This window comes from Rhodococcus olei (genome assembly GCF_039540555.1).
GTDB lineage: Bacteria > Actinomycetota > Actinomycetes > Mycobacteriales > Mycobacteriaceae > Rhodococcus_G > Rhodococcus_G olei.
The window spans coordinates 172095-189549 of the sequence record NZ_BAABFB010000023.1 but is presented as its reverse complement, the minus strand read 5'-3'; the positions used below and the strand labels follow the sequence as shown (position 1 = coordinate 189549).

The following is a 17455-nucleotide window of genomic DNA, read 5'->3' as shown; positions in this document are numbered from 1 at the left end:
TCCTCCCTCGAGCGGGTTGGGCCCCCGCTCCGACGCTACGTCAGCGGTGACCGCGGTCACAACCGGCCGCGGCCGGGCGTCACCGTCGCCAGAAGAAGTGGTGCACCACGCCGCTGGGGCTCGGGATCCGCTCGAGGTGGAACCGGTCGACCAGGTCGTCGGGACTGGTCCACAACCGTTCCCCGCGCCCGATCTCGACCGGCGACACGGCGACGTGCATCGCGTCGACGAGATCGGCGTCGAGAAACTCCCGGACCGTGGCGACGCCGCCGCCGATCCGTACGTCCTTGCCGCCGGCGGCCTCGAACGCCCGCGCCAGGGCGTCCTCCGGGGATGCGTCGAGGAATTGGAACGTGGTGTCCCCCAGGGTGAACGACGGTCGCACGTGGTGGGTGAGGACGAACACGGGGGTGTGGAACGGGGGTTCGTCCCCCCACCACCCCTGCCAGTCGTGGTTCTCCCACGGCCCCCGTTGCGGACCGAACTTGTTGCGGCCCATGATCTCGGCGCCGATGTTGTTGGTGAAGTCACGAGTGCAGTAGTCGTCGAGACCGTACGTCCCCCCGGGGTCCGTCCGGGTGGGCCAGTGTGCGGTGGCGCCCGCCCAGGCGAAGAGGGCACCCGGATCGGCGTGCCCGAACGGGCGATCGAGGCTCTGCCCCTCCCCGGAACCGTATCCGTCGCCGGAGACGGTGAAGTTCTGAACGCGGACCATCTGTGCCATGGGGACCCCTCCTGGTTGCACCGTGCACGCGGTTGGCAACCTACGGGATCGAGTCCGGGTGGCACCGGAACCGACCGCGGCGCGTCGCCGGGCGTCGGTCGATCACGCCCGCACGCGTCCTCGGCGAAACAATCCGGGAAGAATTTTCGCGACGGTGTCGAATCGGGGCCACCCCGATCGACGTACGGGTGGAAGGGGACCGTCCCCGCCGCGAAACCCGAGGAGGCGTCATGCCCCGTTACCTGTCCCTGATTCACGTCGACGAGCGCACCGCACCCGCCGACGGACCCAGCCCCGAGCTGATGGAGCGCATGGGCGCGCTGCTCGAGGAGATCACCAAGGCCGGTGTCATGCTCGACACCCATGGCCTCACCCCCACCTCGGAGGGCACCCGGATCACCTGGTCGGGCGGCCAGCTCAGCTACACCGACGGGCCGTTCACCGAGAGCAAGGAGGTGATCGGCGGATACGCGATCATGCAGTGCAAGGACAAGGCCGAGGCACTGGAATGGTCGCGGCGGTTCCTGCAGGTACACGAGGACTACTGGACCGTGACGCTCGAGCTCCGCCAGATCGTCGAGGACTAGGCGCCGCCGCCGCGACATGCCGTCCTTGACCGTTCCCCACGGGTCTGTTGTCATCGGACCCGTGGGGGCGCGGCCGGTGGACGAGGCGATCGAGACGGTGTACCGGATCGAGTCGCCGCGCATCATCGCGGCCGCGGCCCGGATCGTCCGCGACGTCGGTCTCGCCGAGGAACTCGCGCAGGACGCCCTGGTCGCGGCCCTCGAACAGTGGCCGCAGACCGGGATCCCGGATCGGCCCGGCGCCTGGCTGATCACCACCGTCCGCAATCGGGCGGTGGATCTGGTGCGCCGCGAACAGAACCACACCCGCAAACTCGCCGAGATCGGTCGCGGGCTCGAGGAGACCCGGCCGCCGGACCTGCCTGCCGATCCCGACGACATCGACGACGATCTGCTGCGGCTGATCTTCGTCGCCTGTCACCCGGTGCTGTCCACGCCGGCCCGGATCGCGCTCACGCTGCGTCTGCTCGGCGGGCTGACCACGGTCGAGATCGCCCGCGCGGTGCTGGCCCCGGAGTCGACGGTGGCGCAGCGGATCGTGCGGGCCAAACGCACCCTCGCGGCCAGGCAGGTGCCGTTCGAGGTACCTGTCGGCGCCGACCGGGCGGCCCGGCTGTCGTCGGTGCTCGAGGTGGTCTACCTGGTGTTCAACGAGGGCTACTCGGCGACGGCCGGCGACGACCTGCTTCGACCCGGTCTGTGCGAGGACGCGTTGCGGCTCGCGCGGGTACTGGCCGTGTTGATGCCGGACGAGCCGGAGGTGCACGCGCTGCTGGCGCTGCTGAGCCTGCAGGCGTCCCGGACCGCGGCGCGTGTCGACGCCGACGGCGACCCGGTCCTGCTCGCCGACCAGGACCGCACCCGCTGGGACCGGATGCTGATCCGGCTGGGTGTCGAGTCGCTGCAGCGCGCCCGGAGTCTCGGTCGTGGCGGGCCCGGGCCGTACACGCTGCAGGCGGCGATCGCCGCGTGTCACGCCGGTGCACTCCGGTACGCCGACACGGACTGGGCGACGATCGCCGCGCTGTACGGGCAGCTGTACGTGCTGACCCCGTCGCCGGTGGTGGAACTCAACCGGGCGGTCGCGGTGTCGCGGGCGGACGGACCCGACGCGGCGCTGGCGATCGTCGACGGACTCGCCGCCGACCCGGCGCTGCGGGGCTACCACCTGCTGCCGAGCGTCCGCGGCGATCTGCTCGAACAGTTGGGCCGCGACGCCGATGCACGCGCCGAGTACACCCGCGCGGCGGAGCTGACCCAGAACCTGCGCGAACGCGACCTGCTGCTGCGCCGGGCGGCGGCGGTCGGCGGCTAGCGGCGACGAGTCCGGTGTCGCAGCGACGGCCGCTCCGCCGGCGCGGTTCGAGGTGGTCACGGCCGTCTCGCCCGGTCCCGGCGTGGTGGTGACGCAGATTCGCAGGCGGGCAACGGATCCCGACGGGTTTTCCGAGATGGCGATGTACGTTCTCGTCGAACGCGAGGGCCGGTGGTGGCTTTCGGCAGCGCACAACACCCCGATCCGGCCTGCTGGATCCGAACGGGGCTGATCGCCGCGGCGCCGTCCGGATCCCGGCCCGCGTCCCGGCTCTGCCGGCGGCCGCCGCCGGTCACGTCCGCTCGGCCTGCGGCGCCTCCCCGTGCGCGAGCCGCGTCAACAGTGCCGTCGCGGTGGGAATGTCGACGCCGGCGAAGACGTCGGCGTCCACGGCCTCGACGACGGCGATCGCCCGCGGTGCCAGGTCGGCGCCGGCCGGGGTGACCCGCACCAGCTTGGCGCGGGTGTCGGCCGGGTCGGGTTCCCGGACCAGCAGACCCTTGCCCTCGAGCGTGCGCAACACCTGCGAGGTCATCTTCACGTCGGTGCCGGCCTGCCGTGCGAGGGTCAACTGGTTCGGACACGTGCCGCGCTCGCCCAGCCACCACGCGCAGGCCAGCAGCACGAACTGCACATGCGTCAGGCCGAGTGGACGCAGCGCGTCGGCGACTGTCCGCTGCCAGCGCAGCGTCGCGTGCCAGAGCAGAAACCCGGGACTACGGTCCGGATCGAGCATCAGGGCCGGCCCGCGTGCTCGACCAGGGCGGCGACGGTCTCCGGCCAGTCCGCGGTGATGCCGGGGCCGATCCGTGGGCCCACCTCGTCGGCGCCGGGTCCGGTGATCACCATGCGGTAGACCACGCGGGTGCGTCCGTCGGCCAGTGGGATCATCCGGTGATCGGTGCGCAGCACCAGATCGCCGAATCGGGCCTGGTCTGCGAACATCTCGCCGTCGATCACCTCGACCAGTTCGAGGTGGACGACGTCCTCCCCCGGCGGCGTCATCTCGATCGTCCCGCCGCGGGCGAACGGCCCGGTGTGCTCGATGGCCTCGACGCCGTCGTTCCAGTCACCCCACCGCTCGACGTCCGCCCACAGCCTCCAGATGTCGGCGCGCGGCGCGTCGGTGTCGATCGCGAACTCGTACTCCCACATGATGACGCCTCCCATTTAGTCTGTGCGAAGATAATCTACACGCAGACTGATCGCGGTGCAGCGTTTCGCGCGATTCGTCGGCGGGTCGGGACGGCGCCGGGGTCACAGGAGGGCGGCAACCTTCTTCGCCGTCGCCCTGGCTGATCCGGGGTTCTGCCCGGTCACAAGGTTGCCGTCGACCACGGTGTAGGAGACGAACGGCAGTTTGGCCTTCGTGTAGAGAGCGCCGCGCTTCTTCATCTCGTCCTCGGCGTTGTAGGGCACCAGTTTGTTCACTCGGGCGAGGACTTCCTCCTGCCGGGCGAACCCGGTCACCTTGCGCCCGGCGACGAGGTGGGAACCGTCGGACAGCCTGGTGTTGAGCAGGCCGCAGTAGCCGTGGCAGACGGAGGCGACGACGCCGCCCCGTTCGTAGATCTCGCGGGTGATGCGCTGGAGGCCCGCGCTGTCCGGAAAGTCGTACATCACCGCATGCCCGCCGGTGAAGAAGATGGCGTCGTAGTCCGCAGCATTGATGCCCTCGGGGCCGGCGGTGGTCTCCAGCAACGCCATCCGGGCCGGGTCCGCACGCCAGGCCTTCGCGGTCCTGTCGTAGTTGGGGAATTTCAGCGACCGCGGCTCCAGGGGAGATCGGCCGCCCGCCGGGCTGACGAGGGTCTGGTCGAATCCGTGCTGTTCGAAGACGCGCCAGGCGTGACTGAGCTCGGACAACCACAAGCCGGTCGGGTGCGCGGGGTCGTCGTAGTGCCCGACGTTGGTGACGACGTTCAAGATGCGCTTGGTCATGGGTGGGCGTCCTTCGTGAGTGGCTGGTGCCGGTCCGGTTCCACGTCTTCCCGTCGCCGGTGCACATTCCGTCCACGACCCAGTGTGCTCGGGCAACCTCGGCGCGGGCGAGCGCCTGCTCGACGTCCGGAGTCGAGGTGCGGGCACGTCGGCGAGCCGCCGGCCCGTGTACCGGGCATTCGTGGTCGTACGGGCAGCGTTCGGATGCAGCCGCGACGCCCTCCGGTGGCGGCGGTGGGTCAGTGCCGAGACGGGTCCCGCACCCAGTCGCCCGCGGCCGCGACGTCCGCGGTGACGGCCACCCCGGCCGGTACGGGCGGCCGCTGCACCATCAGCACCGGCACCCCGAGCTCACGGGCCGCGACCAGCTTCGCCTCGGTCGCCGCTCCCCCGCTGTTCTTCGTCACCAGTAGGTCGATGTCGTTGCCGCGCAACAGTTCCCTCTCGCCTTCGAGGTCGAACGGGCCGCGGTCGAGCAGCAGCCTCGACCGCGCGGGCATCCGGCCGTCGGGTGGGTCGATCGCGCGCACCAGGAACCAGGCGTCGGCGTCGGCGAACGCGTCGACACCCTGGCGGCCGATCGTGAGGAACACCCGACGGCCCAGGCGCGGCAGTGCCGCGGCGGCGGCGTCGAGGGAGGCGACCGGTGTCCACCGGTCGCCGGCTCCGGGCTCCCACTGCGGGCGGCGCAACACCAGCAGGGGGATGCCGAGCAGGTGTGTGGCCGCGGCGGCGTTCGCGGTGATCCGCGCCGCGAACGGGTGCGTGGCGTCGACGACACGGTCGATCCGGTTGTCCCGCAGGTACTCGCGCAGACCGTCGACACCACCGAACCCGCCGACCCGGACCTCGCCGTCGGGCAGCCGGGGATCGCGCACCCGGCCGGCCAACGAGGATTCGACCTCGATCCCCGGTTCGTTCACCAGCGTCGTCGCCAGCGCACGCCCTTCGGACGTGCCGCCGAGGATCAGGACTCGCCGCATCAGTGCGTGACGCGGGCGCGCGTCGCCGAGTACAGGTAGCTGTCCGGGAATCCCGCCGCACCGAGCACCCGGCCGACGACGATGACCGCCGTCTTCGTCACACCGGCGGCGTGGACCTGCGCCGCAATCGAATCCACGGTGCCGCGCAGCACGATCTCGTCGGGTCGGCTGGCGAACGCGACCACCGCGACCGGGCAGTCCCCGCCGTACGGTCCGCGCAGCTCGTCGGCCACCTGGTCGATGCGGTGGGCGGCCAGGTGGATCACCAGCGTCGCCCCGCTCGCCCCGAGCGTGGCCAGGTCCTCGCCGTCCGGCATCGCCGTCGACAGGGTCGACACCCGGGTGAGGACGATCGACTGCGACACGCCCGGCACCGTCAGCTCGCGACCCAGCGTCGCGGCGGCGGCGGCGAATGCCGGTACGCCCGGCACGATCTCGTAGTCCACGCCGGCCGCCTCGAGGCGGCGGACCTGTTCGGCGACGGCGCTGTAGATCGACGGGTCGCCGGAGTGCAGCCGCGCGACGTCCTTACCGGCGCGGTGCGCGGTGACCAGCAGGTCGGTGATCCGGTCCAGGTCCAGCCGCGCCGTGTCGACGATCTCGGCGCCGGCGGGGCACAGCTCGAGCAGCTCGGGCGGGACGAGGCTGCCCGCGTACAGGCACACCGGGCTCTCGCCGATGATCCGGGCGCCGCGGACGGTGATCAGGTCGGCGGCGCCGGGGCCGGCGCCGATGAATCGGACTGTCACGACGGGTTCTCCTCGGTCTCGGATCGGGTCTTGGTGGCGATCCACTGCGCGACCGGCAGGTGTGGTCGCCATGCGGTGAACCCGCCGAGGGCCTCGCCGCGGTAGGTCTGGAACTTGCGTAGCCGCCCGCCGTGCTCGGCGTGCCAGCGCAGCAGCAGCGACTCCGATTCGGCGGTCACGGCGTTCACCACGATCCGCCCGCCGGCCGGCAGGGCCGCCCAGCACGCCTCGAACACCCCGGGTGCGGTGACACCGCCGCCGAGGAAGACCGCGTCCGGGGTCGGGGCACCGGCCAACGACTCGGGCGCGGCGCCGCGCACGTCCAGTGTGGGCACCCCGAGCCGGGTCGCGTTCGCGACGATCCGGTCACGGCGGGTGGCGTCCCGTTCGAATCCGACGGCCCGGCAGGTCGGGTCGGTGCGCATCCACTCGATCGCGATGCTGCCCGAGCCGCCGCCGACGTCCCACAACAGCTCGCCCGGCTCCGGCGCGAGAGCCGACAGGGTCAGCGTCCGGACCTCCTGCTTGGTCAGCTGCCCGTCGGAGTCGAACGTGTCGTCGGGCAGGCCCGGAATCCGGGTGCGGCGCACCGTGCCCGGGCTGCGCCGACAGTGCAGCGCGATCAGGTTCAGCGCGTCGCCGGGCGACCGGGTCCACTCGGCGGCCGTTCCCGACGCGACGGATTCGAGTGCCCCCCCGAGCTGCTCGAGAACCGTGACCTCGGTGTCGCCGAAACCGTTGTCACGCAGCAGTTCCGCGACCCCGTTCGGGGTGTGCCGATCGCGGCTGAGGACCAGCAGTCGGCGTCCGTCCGCGAGCGCCGGGACCAGTGTCGTCACCGGCGCCGTCACCAGCGACACCACCGGTGTCTCGTGCAGCGCCCAGCCGAGGCGGGCGCAGGCCAGCGATGCCGACGAGGGATGCGCGATCACCCGCACCCGATCCGCGCCGAGCACCCGGACCAGGGTGACGCCGATGCCGTGGAACATCGGGTCGCCGCTGGCCAGCACGCAGACGCGGCGGCCGTCCTGGGCGGCGAACAGCCCCGGCAGCGCAGGCACCAGCGGCGACGGCCACGGGATCCGGTCGGCGGCGGACTCCGGCACCAGGTCGAGCTGGCGCGGCGATCCGATCAGCACCTCGGCGTCGTCGACCGCGCGGCGGGCTTGCGCGGACAGCCCGTCCCAGCCGTCGGCGCCGATGCCGACGACGGTGACCCGTTCGCCCATCAGCGCGGCATCCGGCGCCAGATCGACTGCGGCAGCAACCGCATCACGAAGAAGGCCGGACGCAGCAGCCCCGGCACCCACACCCGCTCGCGACCCTTCCCCAACGCCGCGACGACCGCGTCCGCGACCTGGGACGGCGTGCTGGACATCGGCGCGGGGTTCATCCCCTCGGTCATCCGGCCGATCACGAATCCGGGCCGCACCAGCAGCAGCGACACCCCGCTGCCGTGCAGGGCGTCGCCGAGCCCGCTCGCGAACCCGTCCAGTCCGGCCTTCGCGGACCCGTACACGTAGTTGGCGCGACGCACCCGGATCCCGGCGACCGACGAGAACACCACGATCCGGCCCGACCCCTGCGCCCGCAGCAGCTGCGCGAGGTGGGTCAGCAACGCCGCCTGCGCGACGAAGTCGGTGTGGATGACGTTCACCGCGTGCTGGGCGTCGGTCTCGGCGCGCTGCTGGTCGCCGAGGACGCCGAACGCCAGCACCACCGTGTCGATCGGGCCGAGCTCGGCGATCTCCGACAGCACCCGGGCGTGGTCGGAGATCCGGTCCGCGTCGAACTCCACCGTGTCCACGCCGGTCGCGCCGGCGCCGAGCACCGCGCGGCGTTCGGCGTCGAGGTCGGTACTGCGCCGCGCCGCGAGCACCACCCGGCGACCGGGCGCCAACCGGATCGCGACCTCGAGCCCCATCTCGCTTCGTCCACCGAGGACGACCACCGATCCGACAGTCATGGTTCCAGTGTGCCGGGCCGCGCGGCGATGCCCTAACGTCGGGTCATGGCCCGCGCTCCACTCCATCCCGCCGACCTGACCGACGAGGCGCTCGCGTTCCTCACCGACCGTCATCTCGCGTCGCTGACGACGCTGCGTCGCGACGGCACCCCGCACGTGGTGGCGGTCGGCTTCACGTGGGACCCCGAGCGGCACCTGGCGCGGGTGATCACCAACGGGGGATCGCAGAAGGCCCTGAACGCGCACCGTGGCGGGTACGCGGCCGTGACCCAGATCGACGGCCCGCGGTGGCTGACCCTCGAGGGTGACGCACGGGTCAGCGACGATCCCGACGACGTCGCCGAGGCGGTCGCGCGGTACGCGCACCGGTACCGGCCGCCGCGGGAGAACCCGACCCGGGTGGTGATCGAGATCCGCGTCCGGCGGGCACTCGGACTCGCCCGTCTGCTCGGCCGCTGACCCCTCCGAGGGCCGCCGGTCGGCGATCGACCCTCGACTCCGCCCCGGCCCCGGCGATACCGTTGTACGGATCACAGTGTTGTCAGAAGCACAGGGAACCTCGACCGAGGGGCAGCCATGAGACGCACGGCAACCCGAGTATCGATCCTGGCGGGCGCGGCGGTGGCCGCTCTCCTCGCCGCCGGTCCGGCGCAGGCCGGGCCACCCCACCCGTTCGGCCCGCCGGCACTGACGATCGGCTGCCCCAACCAGGGCAGCCTGATGTCGTTGACCGGCGCCACCGGACAGTCCGGACCCGAACCGGGAATCAATCCCGGTGAGATCCGGTTCCAGACCTTCCCCGCCGCACCGCCGATCCCGGCGGCCGGGCAGGTGACGGTCGCGTGGATCAACTTCGACACCGGCCAGACCGGCATCGCGGACCTCGTTGGCACCTACCCGTACTACTCACGGACGGTGTACACGGGACAGGGCCGAGTGATGGCGACCGTGTTCGGGTCGATCAACCTCGGCAGCTCCCCGCTCTGCCAGTCGAACCCGACGTTCGGCAACTTCATCGCCTGAGCGGTGCCGTCCGAGCGGCCCGTCACCGCCGGGCGGCCGTGGCGAAGACGGCTGTCGGGGTCGCCCGGTGACTACCGGGTCGACTCCGCGAACGAGGCGGCGTCCTCCTGACCGAACTTCTCCTCGAGCGTTTCCGGCGTGTAGTCGAGGTCGATCTCGGCGACCGGACGCCCCCGCGCCGACTCGATCGCGCCGAGGCGTCGCTGCGCGCGGTCCGCGGCGTACGCGACGAACTCGTCGTTGTCGAGGCCGAACGGCTGCACCTCGAACTGGTCGTTGACCCAGTTGATCATGCCGAGCGCCAACGGCATCAGTTCGGTCATCCGCTGCTGCACGACGTCCCAGTTGCGGTCGTCGGCGGCCACGTGGCGCCGGCAGGTGAACGTGCCCCACGCCATGTGCCGACGTTCGTCGTTCCCGATCTGACGGACCAGTTCCACCATGCCGGGCAGGATGTTCCACTCCGTGCACACCTTCTGCCACGCGAAGTACCCGGTCAACGCGAGGCTGCCCTCGATCACGTGGTTGTAGGTGACCGACGCGCGGACCTGGTTCGCCGGGCTCGGATCGGACTCGAGCACCCGCAGCGACCCCGGCAGCTCCTCGTAGAACAACTGCCGGTAGTAGGGGTTCTCGGCGACGTACGGGTGCAGGTCCCCGGTCAGGCCCACCGCGTCCATCCACAACCGGAAGACCTGGGTGTGTTTGGCCTCCTCGAAGCAGAACTGGGTCAGGTACATCTCGTCGCCGAGCCGGCCCTCGGCGGCCATCGCCCGCATGAACGGCTGGATGTCCTCGGTGACGGCCTCCTCCCCGGCGATGAACTGCGTGCACAGGTAGGTGGCGCTGCGCTGCTGTTCGCTGGTCAGCCCCTGCCAGTCCTCGGCGTCCCGGCCGAAGTCGATCGACAGCGGATCCCAGAAGTGCGCGTTGCCCTTCGCGAACAGGCGCAGCGGGAAGGAGTCCCAGTTGAGCCCACCGGACCTGATCGAGCCGAATCCTTGGCGGGTGAGCGGGGAAGCGGTCATGGCGGCACGTCCTCACGGCGTCGCGGTGAATGTGTCCTGACTCACACCTTAGGCGCCCCGTGCGCGGTCCCGACGGACTTACAGCACTGTGAGTCCGTGGGGGCGGGTGTTCATCGGCTCGCAGCCGTCCGCGGTCACCACGACGATGTCCTCGATCCGGGCGCCCCAGTCGCCGCGGAAGTAGATGCCCGGTTCGATGCTGAACGCCATCCCCTCGACCAGTTCGGTGCGGTTGCCGGCCACGATGTACGGCTCCTCGTGCACCGACAGCCCGATCCCGTGCCCGGTGCGGTGCACGAACACCTGCGCCAGGCCCTCCGCGCCGAGGACGTCGCGGGCCGCCGCGTCCACCGCCTCAGCGGTCACGCCCGGCCGCACCGCCTCGACCGCCGCCCGCTGCGCCCGCTCGAGGACCGCGACCTTGGCCGCCACGTCGGGAGCCGGTTCGCCGATGCTGTAGGTGCGCGTGCTGTCCGAGTTGTAGCCCGGCGCAACGGGTCCGCCGATGTCGACGACCACGACGTCGCCGGCCTGGACGACGCGGTCGGACACCTCGTGGTGCGGGTCGGCGCCGTGCGGGCCCGACCCGACGATCACGAATTCCGCGCCGGTGTGGCCCTCCTCGACGATCGCGGCGGCGATGTCGGCGGCGACCTCCGCCTCGGTGCGGCCGGGGCGCAGCCACTCCCCCATCCGCGCGTGCACCCGGTCGATCGCCGCGCCCGCTCGGCGCAGGGCCTCGATCTCCGCCCGGTCCTTGACCATTCGCAGTTCCCGCAGCACCGAGGTCGCGAGCACGGGGGGCGCGCCGAGCGCGGCGGTGAGCGGAATGACGTGCAGCGCCGGCATCGCCTCGGCGACCGCGGTGCGACCCGGAGTCGGCAACAGCGACCCGACCACCGCGTACGGGTCGACGCCGTCCACCCAGTCGTGCACCGCCAGCTCGAGGTCCCCGATCGCCGACTCCCCCAACCCGGCCAGTTCCAGCGTCGGCACCACCACCGACGCGGCGGAGCCGTCCGCCGGAATCACCAGGCAGGTGAGCCGCTCGAACGACGCCGCCCCCGACCCGACCAGGTACTTCAGATCGGGGCCCGGAGTGATCAGCAGCGCGTCCAGCCCGGAGGCCGCCGTGAGCTCGGCGGCGCGGCGCAGCCGCCCCGCGTAGACGGCGGTCGGAAAGCGGGGCGCGGACTCGCTCGGTGCACTCATGCGGTCCAGGCTAGTGGGGTTTGGCAGGATGAGCGGCATGACCGGCCCACTGCTTCTCCTCGACGGCGCGAGCCTGTGGTTCCGCGCGTATTACGCGCTCCCCGAATCGTTCACGGCCACCGACGGCCGCCCGGTGAACGCGGTCCGCGGCTTCACCGACATGGTGGCCTCGCTGATCACGAGGCACCAGCCGAGCCGGCTGGTGGTCTGCCTCGACCTGGACTGGCGCCCACAGTTCCGCGTCGACCTGGTGCCGTCGTACAAGGCGCACCGGGTCGCCGAGGAACACGACGCCGGACCCGACGTCGAGGAGGTGCCCGACACCCTGACCCCGCAGGTCGACATGATCATGGACGTCCTCGGCGCCGCAGGCATCGCCACCGCGGGCGCGGTCGGGTTCGAGGCCGACGACGTTCTCGGCACCCTCGCCGCCCGCGAACGTGACGACACCACCGTCGTCGTCAGCGGCGACCGGGACCTGCTGCAGGTCGTGACCGACGAGCCCGTCCCGGTGCGGGTCCTCTACGTCGGCCGCGGCCTGTCGAAGGCCGAGCTGTTCGGTCCCGCCGAGGTCGCCGAGAAGTACGGCGTTCCCGCGGACCGCCCCGGTCCCGGCTACGCCGAGTTGGCGCTGCTCCGCGGCGACCCGTCGGACGGACTGCCGGGCGTCAAGGGGGTCGGCGAGAAGACCGCGTCGACGCTGCTGCTCCAGTACGGCTCCATCGCCGCTCTCCGCGCCGCCGCCGAGGACCCGGAATCGGGACTGGCCAAGGGAGTTCGCGGCAAGCTCGCCGCATCGGCCGACTACCTCGACGCCGCGCTGCCGGTCGTGCGGGTCGCGGTCGACGCACCGGTGGAACTGTCGGGACCGGACACCCTCCCGGCGACGCCGAAGGACTCGGACCGGCTCGCGGATCTGGCCGAACAGTTGAACATCGGCGCGTCGGTCGGCAGGCTCACCGCGGCGCTCGCCGCGCCGCGGTGACCGTCCGGGTCACCGCGCGGTCGGCCGGCTGACCTCGTAGGTGCCGTCGTCGTCGGTGAAGGTCACCGTCACCTGCTGCGGCTGACCCTTCACCGTCAGCGTGCACGTGAACGTCGCACCCTGCTCGACCTTGCGGCCCGCCGGGCAGGTGACGTCCGCGACGCCGGTCAGCCCGTACGACTCGGTCAGCACCTGCGTGACGCCCTGCTGCGCGGCCGTCCGGTCGAGCGTTTTCGAGCCACCGAGCACGACGACGGCGACGATCGCCGCGATCACCAGGACGGCGCCGACGCCGAGTCCGATCCACAGCGGCCGCCGCGACTTCGGCGCCGCCGGAGGCTGGGGGTGGTGCGGCTGGGGGTACTGCGCCTGCGGATAGCCGGGCGGCGGGCCGTACTGCGGGGGCGGGCCCGCCTGCGTGAACTCCCCGGACGGCGGCTGCGGATAGCCGGGCTGCGGGTACTGCCTCTGCTGGGGGTAGGGGTAGGGCTGCTGCGGATAGCCCGGCTGGGGGGCGTACTGCGGCGGCTGCTGGCCGTACTGAGGGGGCTGTCCGTAGTGCGACGGCTGCTGGCCGTACGGCTGGGGCTGCTGACCGTACTGCGGCTGCGCGCTCCAGGCCTGTTGCCCCCACTGCGGGTACGGCTGCTGTGGCATCGCCACCGTCGGTTGGGGCGGTGCCGCGTCGGGCGCCGCCGCCTGCTGGTCGGAACCGGTTCGACCGTTCTCGGTGTCGTTCGTCCCCGGGCCGCTCATCCCTTGCCTCCACTCACACTCTGTCGCTGTCCGCACGTCCCCCCTGTCGCCACCTGTGTCCCGATCCCCCCGGGTGGCGGAGAGTGCGAGCGAATCCAATCACACAACCGTCGATCAGGCGGCGTCGACCGCGACCACACCACGCCGGATCGCGCCCACCGCCTTCGCCGCCGCCGACCGCACCTGCGCGTCGGGTGCGGTCTGGTGCACCTGGTCGAGCAGGTCGATCACCTGCCGGCACCACCGCACGAAGTCGCCGGCCGACAACGCCTGGCCGCGGTCACCGGCCGCGAGCAGTGCGTCGACGAGGGGTTCCCCGCCCGCCCACTTGTGGATCGCGGTGACGAACCCGAGGTCCGGCTCGCGGGTCAGCGGCAGCTTGTGCCGCACCTCGTCGGTCCGCAGCGCGGACCACAGCTGCACGGTCTCGCCGAGCGCATGCCGGATCGGCGCGGTCGGGCCGCGGTCGGCGACCGAGGCGTCCTGCCGGGACTCGAACACCAGCGCGGACACGACCGCGGCCAGCTCGGCCGGGGCGAGACCGCGCCAGGTGCCGTTCCGGAGGCACTCCGCGACCAGCAGGTCGCTCTCCGAGTACAACCGCATCAACCGGTGCCCGTGTTCGGTCACCGCACCACCGGGCGCGATGTAGCCGCGTTCGGTGAGCAGGCGCAGGATCCGGTCGAAGGTGCGGGCGAGCGAGTTCGTCGTCGCCGCGACCTTCTGCCGTTTCGTCTCGGTCTCGCGGGCCAGCCGGTTGTACTTCTCCCCGATCCGGCTGAGCCGGTCACGGTCCGGGTCGGTGTGGCACGGATGCGTGCGCAGCGCGCGCCGCAGCGCCGTGAGCTCCCGGTCGCTCGCCGCCGGGGACTTGCGCTTCGAATACCGGCCGGGTGCGACGATTCCGGTGCTGCGCAGCGCCGACGCCAGGTCGCGGCGGGTGCGGGCGGTGCGGTGCTCGACGTGCCGCGGCAGCCGCATGCTCCCGAGTGCCCTCGCCGGTGCCGGGAAGTCGGCCGCCGAGATCCGCCCCGCCCACTTGTCCTCGGTGAGCACCAGGGGCCGCGGATCGGTCGGGTCGGTGTCGGTCTCGAGGACCACCGCCAGCCCGGACCGGCGGCCGGTCGGAATCGCGATCACATCGCCCCGGCGCAGGGCGGTCAGCGACGTCACCGCGTCCTTGCGGCGGTCGGTCCGGCCCTGTCGTTCGAGCTGGCGTTCCCGTTCGCGCACCCGTTCGCGCAGTTGCGCGTACTCGAAGAAGTCGCTGTCCGGTCCGCCGAGCTGGTCGCGCAGGTCGGTGAGCGCCTTCTCGTCGCGCTCGATCGACCGCACGAGGCCGACCACCGACCGGTCCGCCTGGAACTGCGCGAACGACCGCTCGAGCAGCGACCGCGCCTCGCCGGGGCCCATCCGGTCGATCAGGTTGATCGACATGTTGTACGAGGGGCGGAAGGAGCTGCGCAGCGGGAACGTCCGCGTCGACGCGAGGCCGGCCACCTCGGTGGCCTCGACCCCCGGCTGCCAGAGCACGACGGCGTGCCCCTCGACGTCGATGCCGCGTCGGCCCGCACGGCCGGTCAGCTGGGTGTACTCGCCGGGTGTCAGGTCCGCGTGGGTCTCGCCGTTGAACTTGACGAGCCGTTCGAGCACCACGGTGCGGGCGGGCATGTTGATGCCCAGCGCGAGGGTCTCGGTGGCGAACACCGCGCGCACCAGGCCCTTGACGAACAGTTCCTCGACGGTGTGCCGGAACGCGGGCAGCATGCCGGCGTGGTGGCCGGCGATGCCGCGCTCGAGCCCTTCGCGCCACTCCCAGTACCCGAGCACGGACAGGTCGTGCTTCGGCAGATCCCCGGTGTGCTTGTCGATGATCGCGGCGATCTCGTCGGCCTGGTCCTCGGTCGTCAGGCGCAGCCGCGACCGCAGGCACTGCGTCACCGCGGCGTCGCAACCGGCCCGGCTGAAGATGAACGTGATCGCCGGGAGCAGGCCCTCGTCGTCGAGCCTGGCGATGACCTCGGGCCGCGGCAGGGGCCGGTTCGACGAGCTCGGCGCGGGGCCGCGCCCGCGGCCGCGGGGCTGCCAGGAGTCGTAGCGGTCCAGTGCCTGGCGTTGCTTGAGGTACCGGACCAGCTCCTGGTCGACGACCAGCCGCGCCGACGGCTCGGTTGCCGCTCGCCCGGTCTCCGGCGCCGTCGTGTTGGCGCGGGTGTCGAACAGGTCGAAGAGCCGGCGGCCCACCATCATGTGCTGCCACAGCGGGATCGGGCGCACCTCGTCGACGATGACCTCGGTGTCGCCGCGGACCGTGCCCATCCAGGCGCCGAACTCCTCGGCGTTGCTGACGGTCGCGGACAGGCTGACCAGGCGCACGTCCTCGGGCAGGTGCAGGATCACCTCCTCCCACACGGCTCCCCGGAACCGGTCGGCGAGGTAGTGCACCTCGTCCATCACGACGTGGGACAGTCCCCGGAGGGTCGGCGAGTCCGCGTACAGCATGTTCCGGAGCACCTCGGTGGTCATCACGACCACCGGGGCGTCGGAGTTGATGCTGACGTCGCCGGTGAGCAGCCCGACCGACGCCTTGCCGTACCGGTCGACGAGGTCGGCGTACTTCTGGTTGCTCAGCGCCTTGATCGGTGTCGTGTAGAAGCACTTGTGCCCCGAGACCAGCGCGAGATGCACCGCGAACTCGCCGATCACGGTCTTGCCCGCACCGGTGGGCGCGCACACGAGCACGCCGTGCCCGGCTTCGAGTGCCCGGCAGGCCTGGTCCTGGAACGCGTCCAGGGGAAAGCTCAGTTGCGCCGCGAATACGTCGAGTTCCACCCCGTCAGGCTATCGACCGGGGTCGACCGGGGTGCGCCCGCGTCAGAGCGTGTCCGAGTAGTCCCGCACCGGGGTCGGGGCGTCGATCGGTTCCGCCGTGCCGAGGCCGCCGGATCCGCCGAGCGGGGACGCCTCGTCGTCGGAGAGGGCGCCCCAGTCCTCGGTCGCACTCCGCGCCTTGCGCCGGTCGTTGAGGCGCGTGATCTGCACCGCGAGCTCGAACAACACGGTCAGCGCCGCAGCGAGCGCGAGCATCGAGAACGGGTCCTGGCCGGGGGTGGCGACGGCCGCGAACACGAACAACGCCATGATCAGGCCGCGTCGCCAGGCCTTGAGCTTCGCGTAGCTGAGGACGCCGGCGAAGTTCAGCGCCACGATCAGCAGCGGGATCTCGAAGCTGACGCCGAAGATGATCAGCAGGTTGATCACGAAGCCGAAGTACTCGGCGCCGCCGAGGGCTGTCACCTGGACGTCGCCGCCGATCGTCAGCAGGAAGTGCAGGGCCTTCGAGACGACGAGGTAGGCGAGCACCGCGCCGAAGACGAACAGCGCCGCCGCCGAGACGACGAATCCGATCGCATAGCGGCGTTCCTTGGCGTACAGGCCGGGGGTGACGAACGCCCACAGCTGGTAGAGCCACACCGGGCAGGCCAGCACGACACCGGCGGTGAACGCCACCTTGAACCGCAGCATGAACTGCTCGAACGGCCCGGTCGCGAGCAACCGGCAGGAACCGTCGGTGGTGAGCGCGGCCCGCGACTCCGGGGGCAGCGAACAGTAGGGCTCGCGAAGGATCTCGCCGAGACTCTCGAGCCCGAACAGCTGGTGCGAATACCAGTAGAAGCCGAACGCGGTGGTCACCACGATCGCGAGAAGCGACCACAGCAGCCGCGTCCGCAGTTCGTAGAGGTGGTCGATCAACGACATGGTGCCGTCGGGGTTGACCCGGCGCCTGCTGCGCCGTGGGTCGAAGGGGATTCGCACTGATTCGGGCCCTGGTTCTGCTCAGGCGTCACCCGGGGCGCGTCGGGACCCCGGGTGCACTCGGTACTCGGTCTACGACGCCTTGGGCTCGGGGTTCGTGGTCTCGGCCACGGTGGTCTGCGGTACCGGAGCGGGGTTGGCCGCGGGCAGCTGGGCCGGCTGGGCCGGCTGAGCCGGTGCGGCGGCGGTCGAGACGCCGTCGTTCTGCATCTCCTTGACCTCGCTCTTGAAGATGCGCAGCGAGCGACCGAGGCCGCGGGCCGCGTCGGGCAGCTTCTTCGAACCGAACAGGATCACGACAACCAGCGCCACAATGGCCCAGTGCCAGGGGCTCATTGCACCCATTTCAACCTCCAGAGATCAGTTGGCT

The 17455-nt window shown here is 71.6% G+C and carries 19 protein-coding genes; 5 read left to right on the top strand and 14 right to left on the bottom strand.

Going from position 1 to position 17455, the window contains the following annotated elements; genetic code table 11:
* Positions 1–79: 79 nt before the first annotated feature.
* A complete protein-coding gene (locus ABD951_RS05520) occupies positions 80–724 on the bottom strand; it encodes a dihydrofolate reductase family protein (RefSeq protein WP_345342742.1) in 645 nt (214 codons plus the stop codon).
* A 230-nt stretch (positions 725–954) separates the two neighbouring features.
* Here ABD951_RS05520 and ABD951_RS05515 point away from each other — a divergent pair, with 230 nt between their 5' ends.
* Together ABD951_RS05515 and ABD951_RS05510 are read left to right on the top strand one after the other, a co-directional pair.
* A complete protein-coding gene (locus tag ABD951_RS05515; RefSeq protein ID WP_345342741.1) occupies positions 955–1311 on the top strand; it encodes a YciI family protein in 357 nt (118 codons plus the stop codon).
* 61 nt (positions 1312–1372) lie between these two features.
* Complete coding sequence (locus ABD951_RS05510) at positions 1373–2626, top strand: RNA polymerase sigma factor (protein WP_345342740.1); 1254 nt, start codon at positions 1373–1375, stop codon at positions 2624–2626.
* 292 nt (positions 2627–2918) lie between these two features.
* Here the strand turns inward: ABD951_RS05510 and ABD951_RS05505 are convergent, their stop codons facing one another.
* The 7 genes from ABD951_RS05505 to dprE2 all read right to left on the bottom strand — a co-directional run bounded on the left by ABD951_RS05505 (position 2919) and on the right by dprE2 (position 8265).
* Positions 2919–3362 (bottom strand): MarR family winged helix-turn-helix transcriptional regulator, encoded by a 444-nt coding sequence (locus ABD951_RS05505; RefSeq protein WP_345342739.1) that lies wholly within the window; start codon positions 3360–3362, stop codon positions 2919–2921.
* Positions 3362–3796, bottom strand: coding sequence for an SRPBCC family protein (locus tag ABD951_RS05500; protein WP_345342738.1), 435 nt, complete (start codon positions 3794–3796; stop codon positions 3362–3364). The genes ABD951_RS05505 and ABD951_RS05500 overlap by 1 nt, the downstream gene beginning before the upstream one ends.
* A gap of 87 nt (positions 3797–3883) precedes the next feature.
* The gene (locus ABD951_RS05495; protein ID WP_345342737.1) at positions 3884–4567 is read right to left on the bottom strand and encodes a type 1 glutamine amidotransferase domain-containing protein; all 684 of its coding nucleotides are present in this window, start codon (positions 4565–4567) and stop codon (positions 3884–3886) included.
* 239 nt (positions 4568–4806) lie between these two features.
* A complete protein-coding gene (locus ABD951_RS05490; protein WP_345342736.1) occupies positions 4807–5550 on the bottom strand; it encodes a cobalt-precorrin-6A reductase in 744 nt (247 codons plus the stop codon).
* Complete coding sequence (gene cobM, locus ABD951_RS05485; protein ID WP_345342735.1) at positions 5550–6299, bottom strand: precorrin-4 C(11)-methyltransferase; 750 nt, start codon at positions 6297–6299, stop codon at positions 5550–5552. The genes ABD951_RS05490 and cobM overlap by 1 nt, the downstream gene beginning before the upstream one ends.
* The gene (gene cbiE / locus ABD951_RS05480; protein WP_345342734.1) at positions 6296–7528 is read right to left on the bottom strand and encodes a precorrin-6y C5,15-methyltransferase (decarboxylating) subunit CbiE; all 1233 of its coding nucleotides are present in this window, start codon (positions 7526–7528) and stop codon (positions 6296–6298) included. The genes cobM and cbiE overlap by 4 nt, the downstream gene beginning before the upstream one ends.
* On the bottom strand, positions 7528–8265 hold the full coding sequence (gene dprE2 / locus ABD951_RS05475; RefSeq protein ID WP_345342733.1) for a decaprenylphospho-beta-D-erythro-pentofuranosid-2-ulose 2-reductase: 738 nt from the start codon (positions 8263–8265) through the stop codon (positions 7528–7530). The genes cbiE and dprE2 overlap by 1 nt, the downstream gene beginning before the upstream one ends.
* A gap of 45 nt (positions 8266–8310) precedes the next feature.
* On the opposite strand from dprE2, the gene ABD951_RS05470 reads away from it, so the two are divergent.
* Positions 8311–8724: a pyridoxamine 5'-phosphate oxidase family protein gene (locus tag ABD951_RS05470; protein WP_345342732.1), complete on the top strand. Its 414-nt coding sequence runs from the start codon at positions 8311–8313 to the stop codon at positions 8722–8724.
* 117 nt (positions 8725–8841) lie between these two features.
* Complete coding sequence (locus ABD951_RS05465) at positions 8842–9288, top strand: hypothetical protein (protein WP_345342731.1); 447 nt, start codon at positions 8842–8844, stop codon at positions 9286–9288.
* Positions 9289–9359: 71 nt separating this feature from the next.
* Here the strand turns inward: ABD951_RS05465 and ABD951_RS05460 are convergent, their stop codons facing one another.
* Entirely contained in the window at positions 9360–10316 is a 957-nt protein-coding gene (locus ABD951_RS05460; RefSeq protein WP_345342730.1) for a R2-like ligand-binding oxidase, read from the bottom strand.
* A gap of 78 nt (positions 10317–10394) precedes the next feature.
* Positions 10395–11528 carry a M24 family metallopeptidase gene (locus ABD951_RS05455; protein WP_345342729.1) on the bottom strand — a complete coding sequence of 378 codons (1134 nt, stop codon included), beginning with the start codon at positions 11526–11528 and terminating at the stop codon, positions 10395–10397.
* Positions 11529–11565: 37 nt separating this feature from the next.
* Between ABD951_RS05455 and ABD951_RS05450 the strand changes: the two genes are divergently transcribed.
* On the top strand, positions 11566–12513 hold the full coding sequence (locus ABD951_RS05450; protein WP_345342728.1) for a 5'-3' exonuclease: 948 nt from the start codon (positions 11566–11568) through the stop codon (positions 12511–12513).
* 9 nt (positions 12514–12522) lie between these two features.
* On the opposite strand, the gene ABD951_RS05445 is transcribed toward ABD951_RS05450, so the two are convergent.
* The 4 genes from ABD951_RS05445 to tatA all read right to left on the bottom strand — a co-directional run bounded on the left by ABD951_RS05445 (position 12523) and on the right by tatA (position 17430).
* A complete protein-coding gene (locus ABD951_RS05445) occupies positions 12523–13269 on the bottom strand; it encodes a DUF4333 domain-containing protein (protein ID WP_345342727.1) in 747 nt (248 codons plus the stop codon).
* A gap of 114 nt (positions 13270–13383) precedes the next feature.
* Complete coding sequence (locus ABD951_RS05440; RefSeq protein WP_345342726.1) at positions 13384–16101, bottom strand: DEAD/DEAH box helicase; 2718 nt, start codon at positions 16099–16101, stop codon at positions 13384–13386.
* Between the two features lie 42 nt (positions 16102–16143).
* A complete protein-coding gene (tatC, locus tag ABD951_RS05435; protein WP_345342725.1) occupies positions 16144–17085 on the bottom strand; it encodes a twin-arginine translocase subunit TatC in 942 nt (313 codons plus the stop codon).
* 72 nt (positions 17086–17157) lie between these two features.
* Complete coding sequence (gene tatA / locus ABD951_RS05430) at positions 17158–17430, bottom strand: Sec-independent protein translocase subunit TatA (protein WP_345342724.1); 273 nt, start codon at positions 17428–17430, stop codon at positions 17158–17160.
* Between the last annotated feature and the right edge of the window lie 25 nt (positions 17431–17455).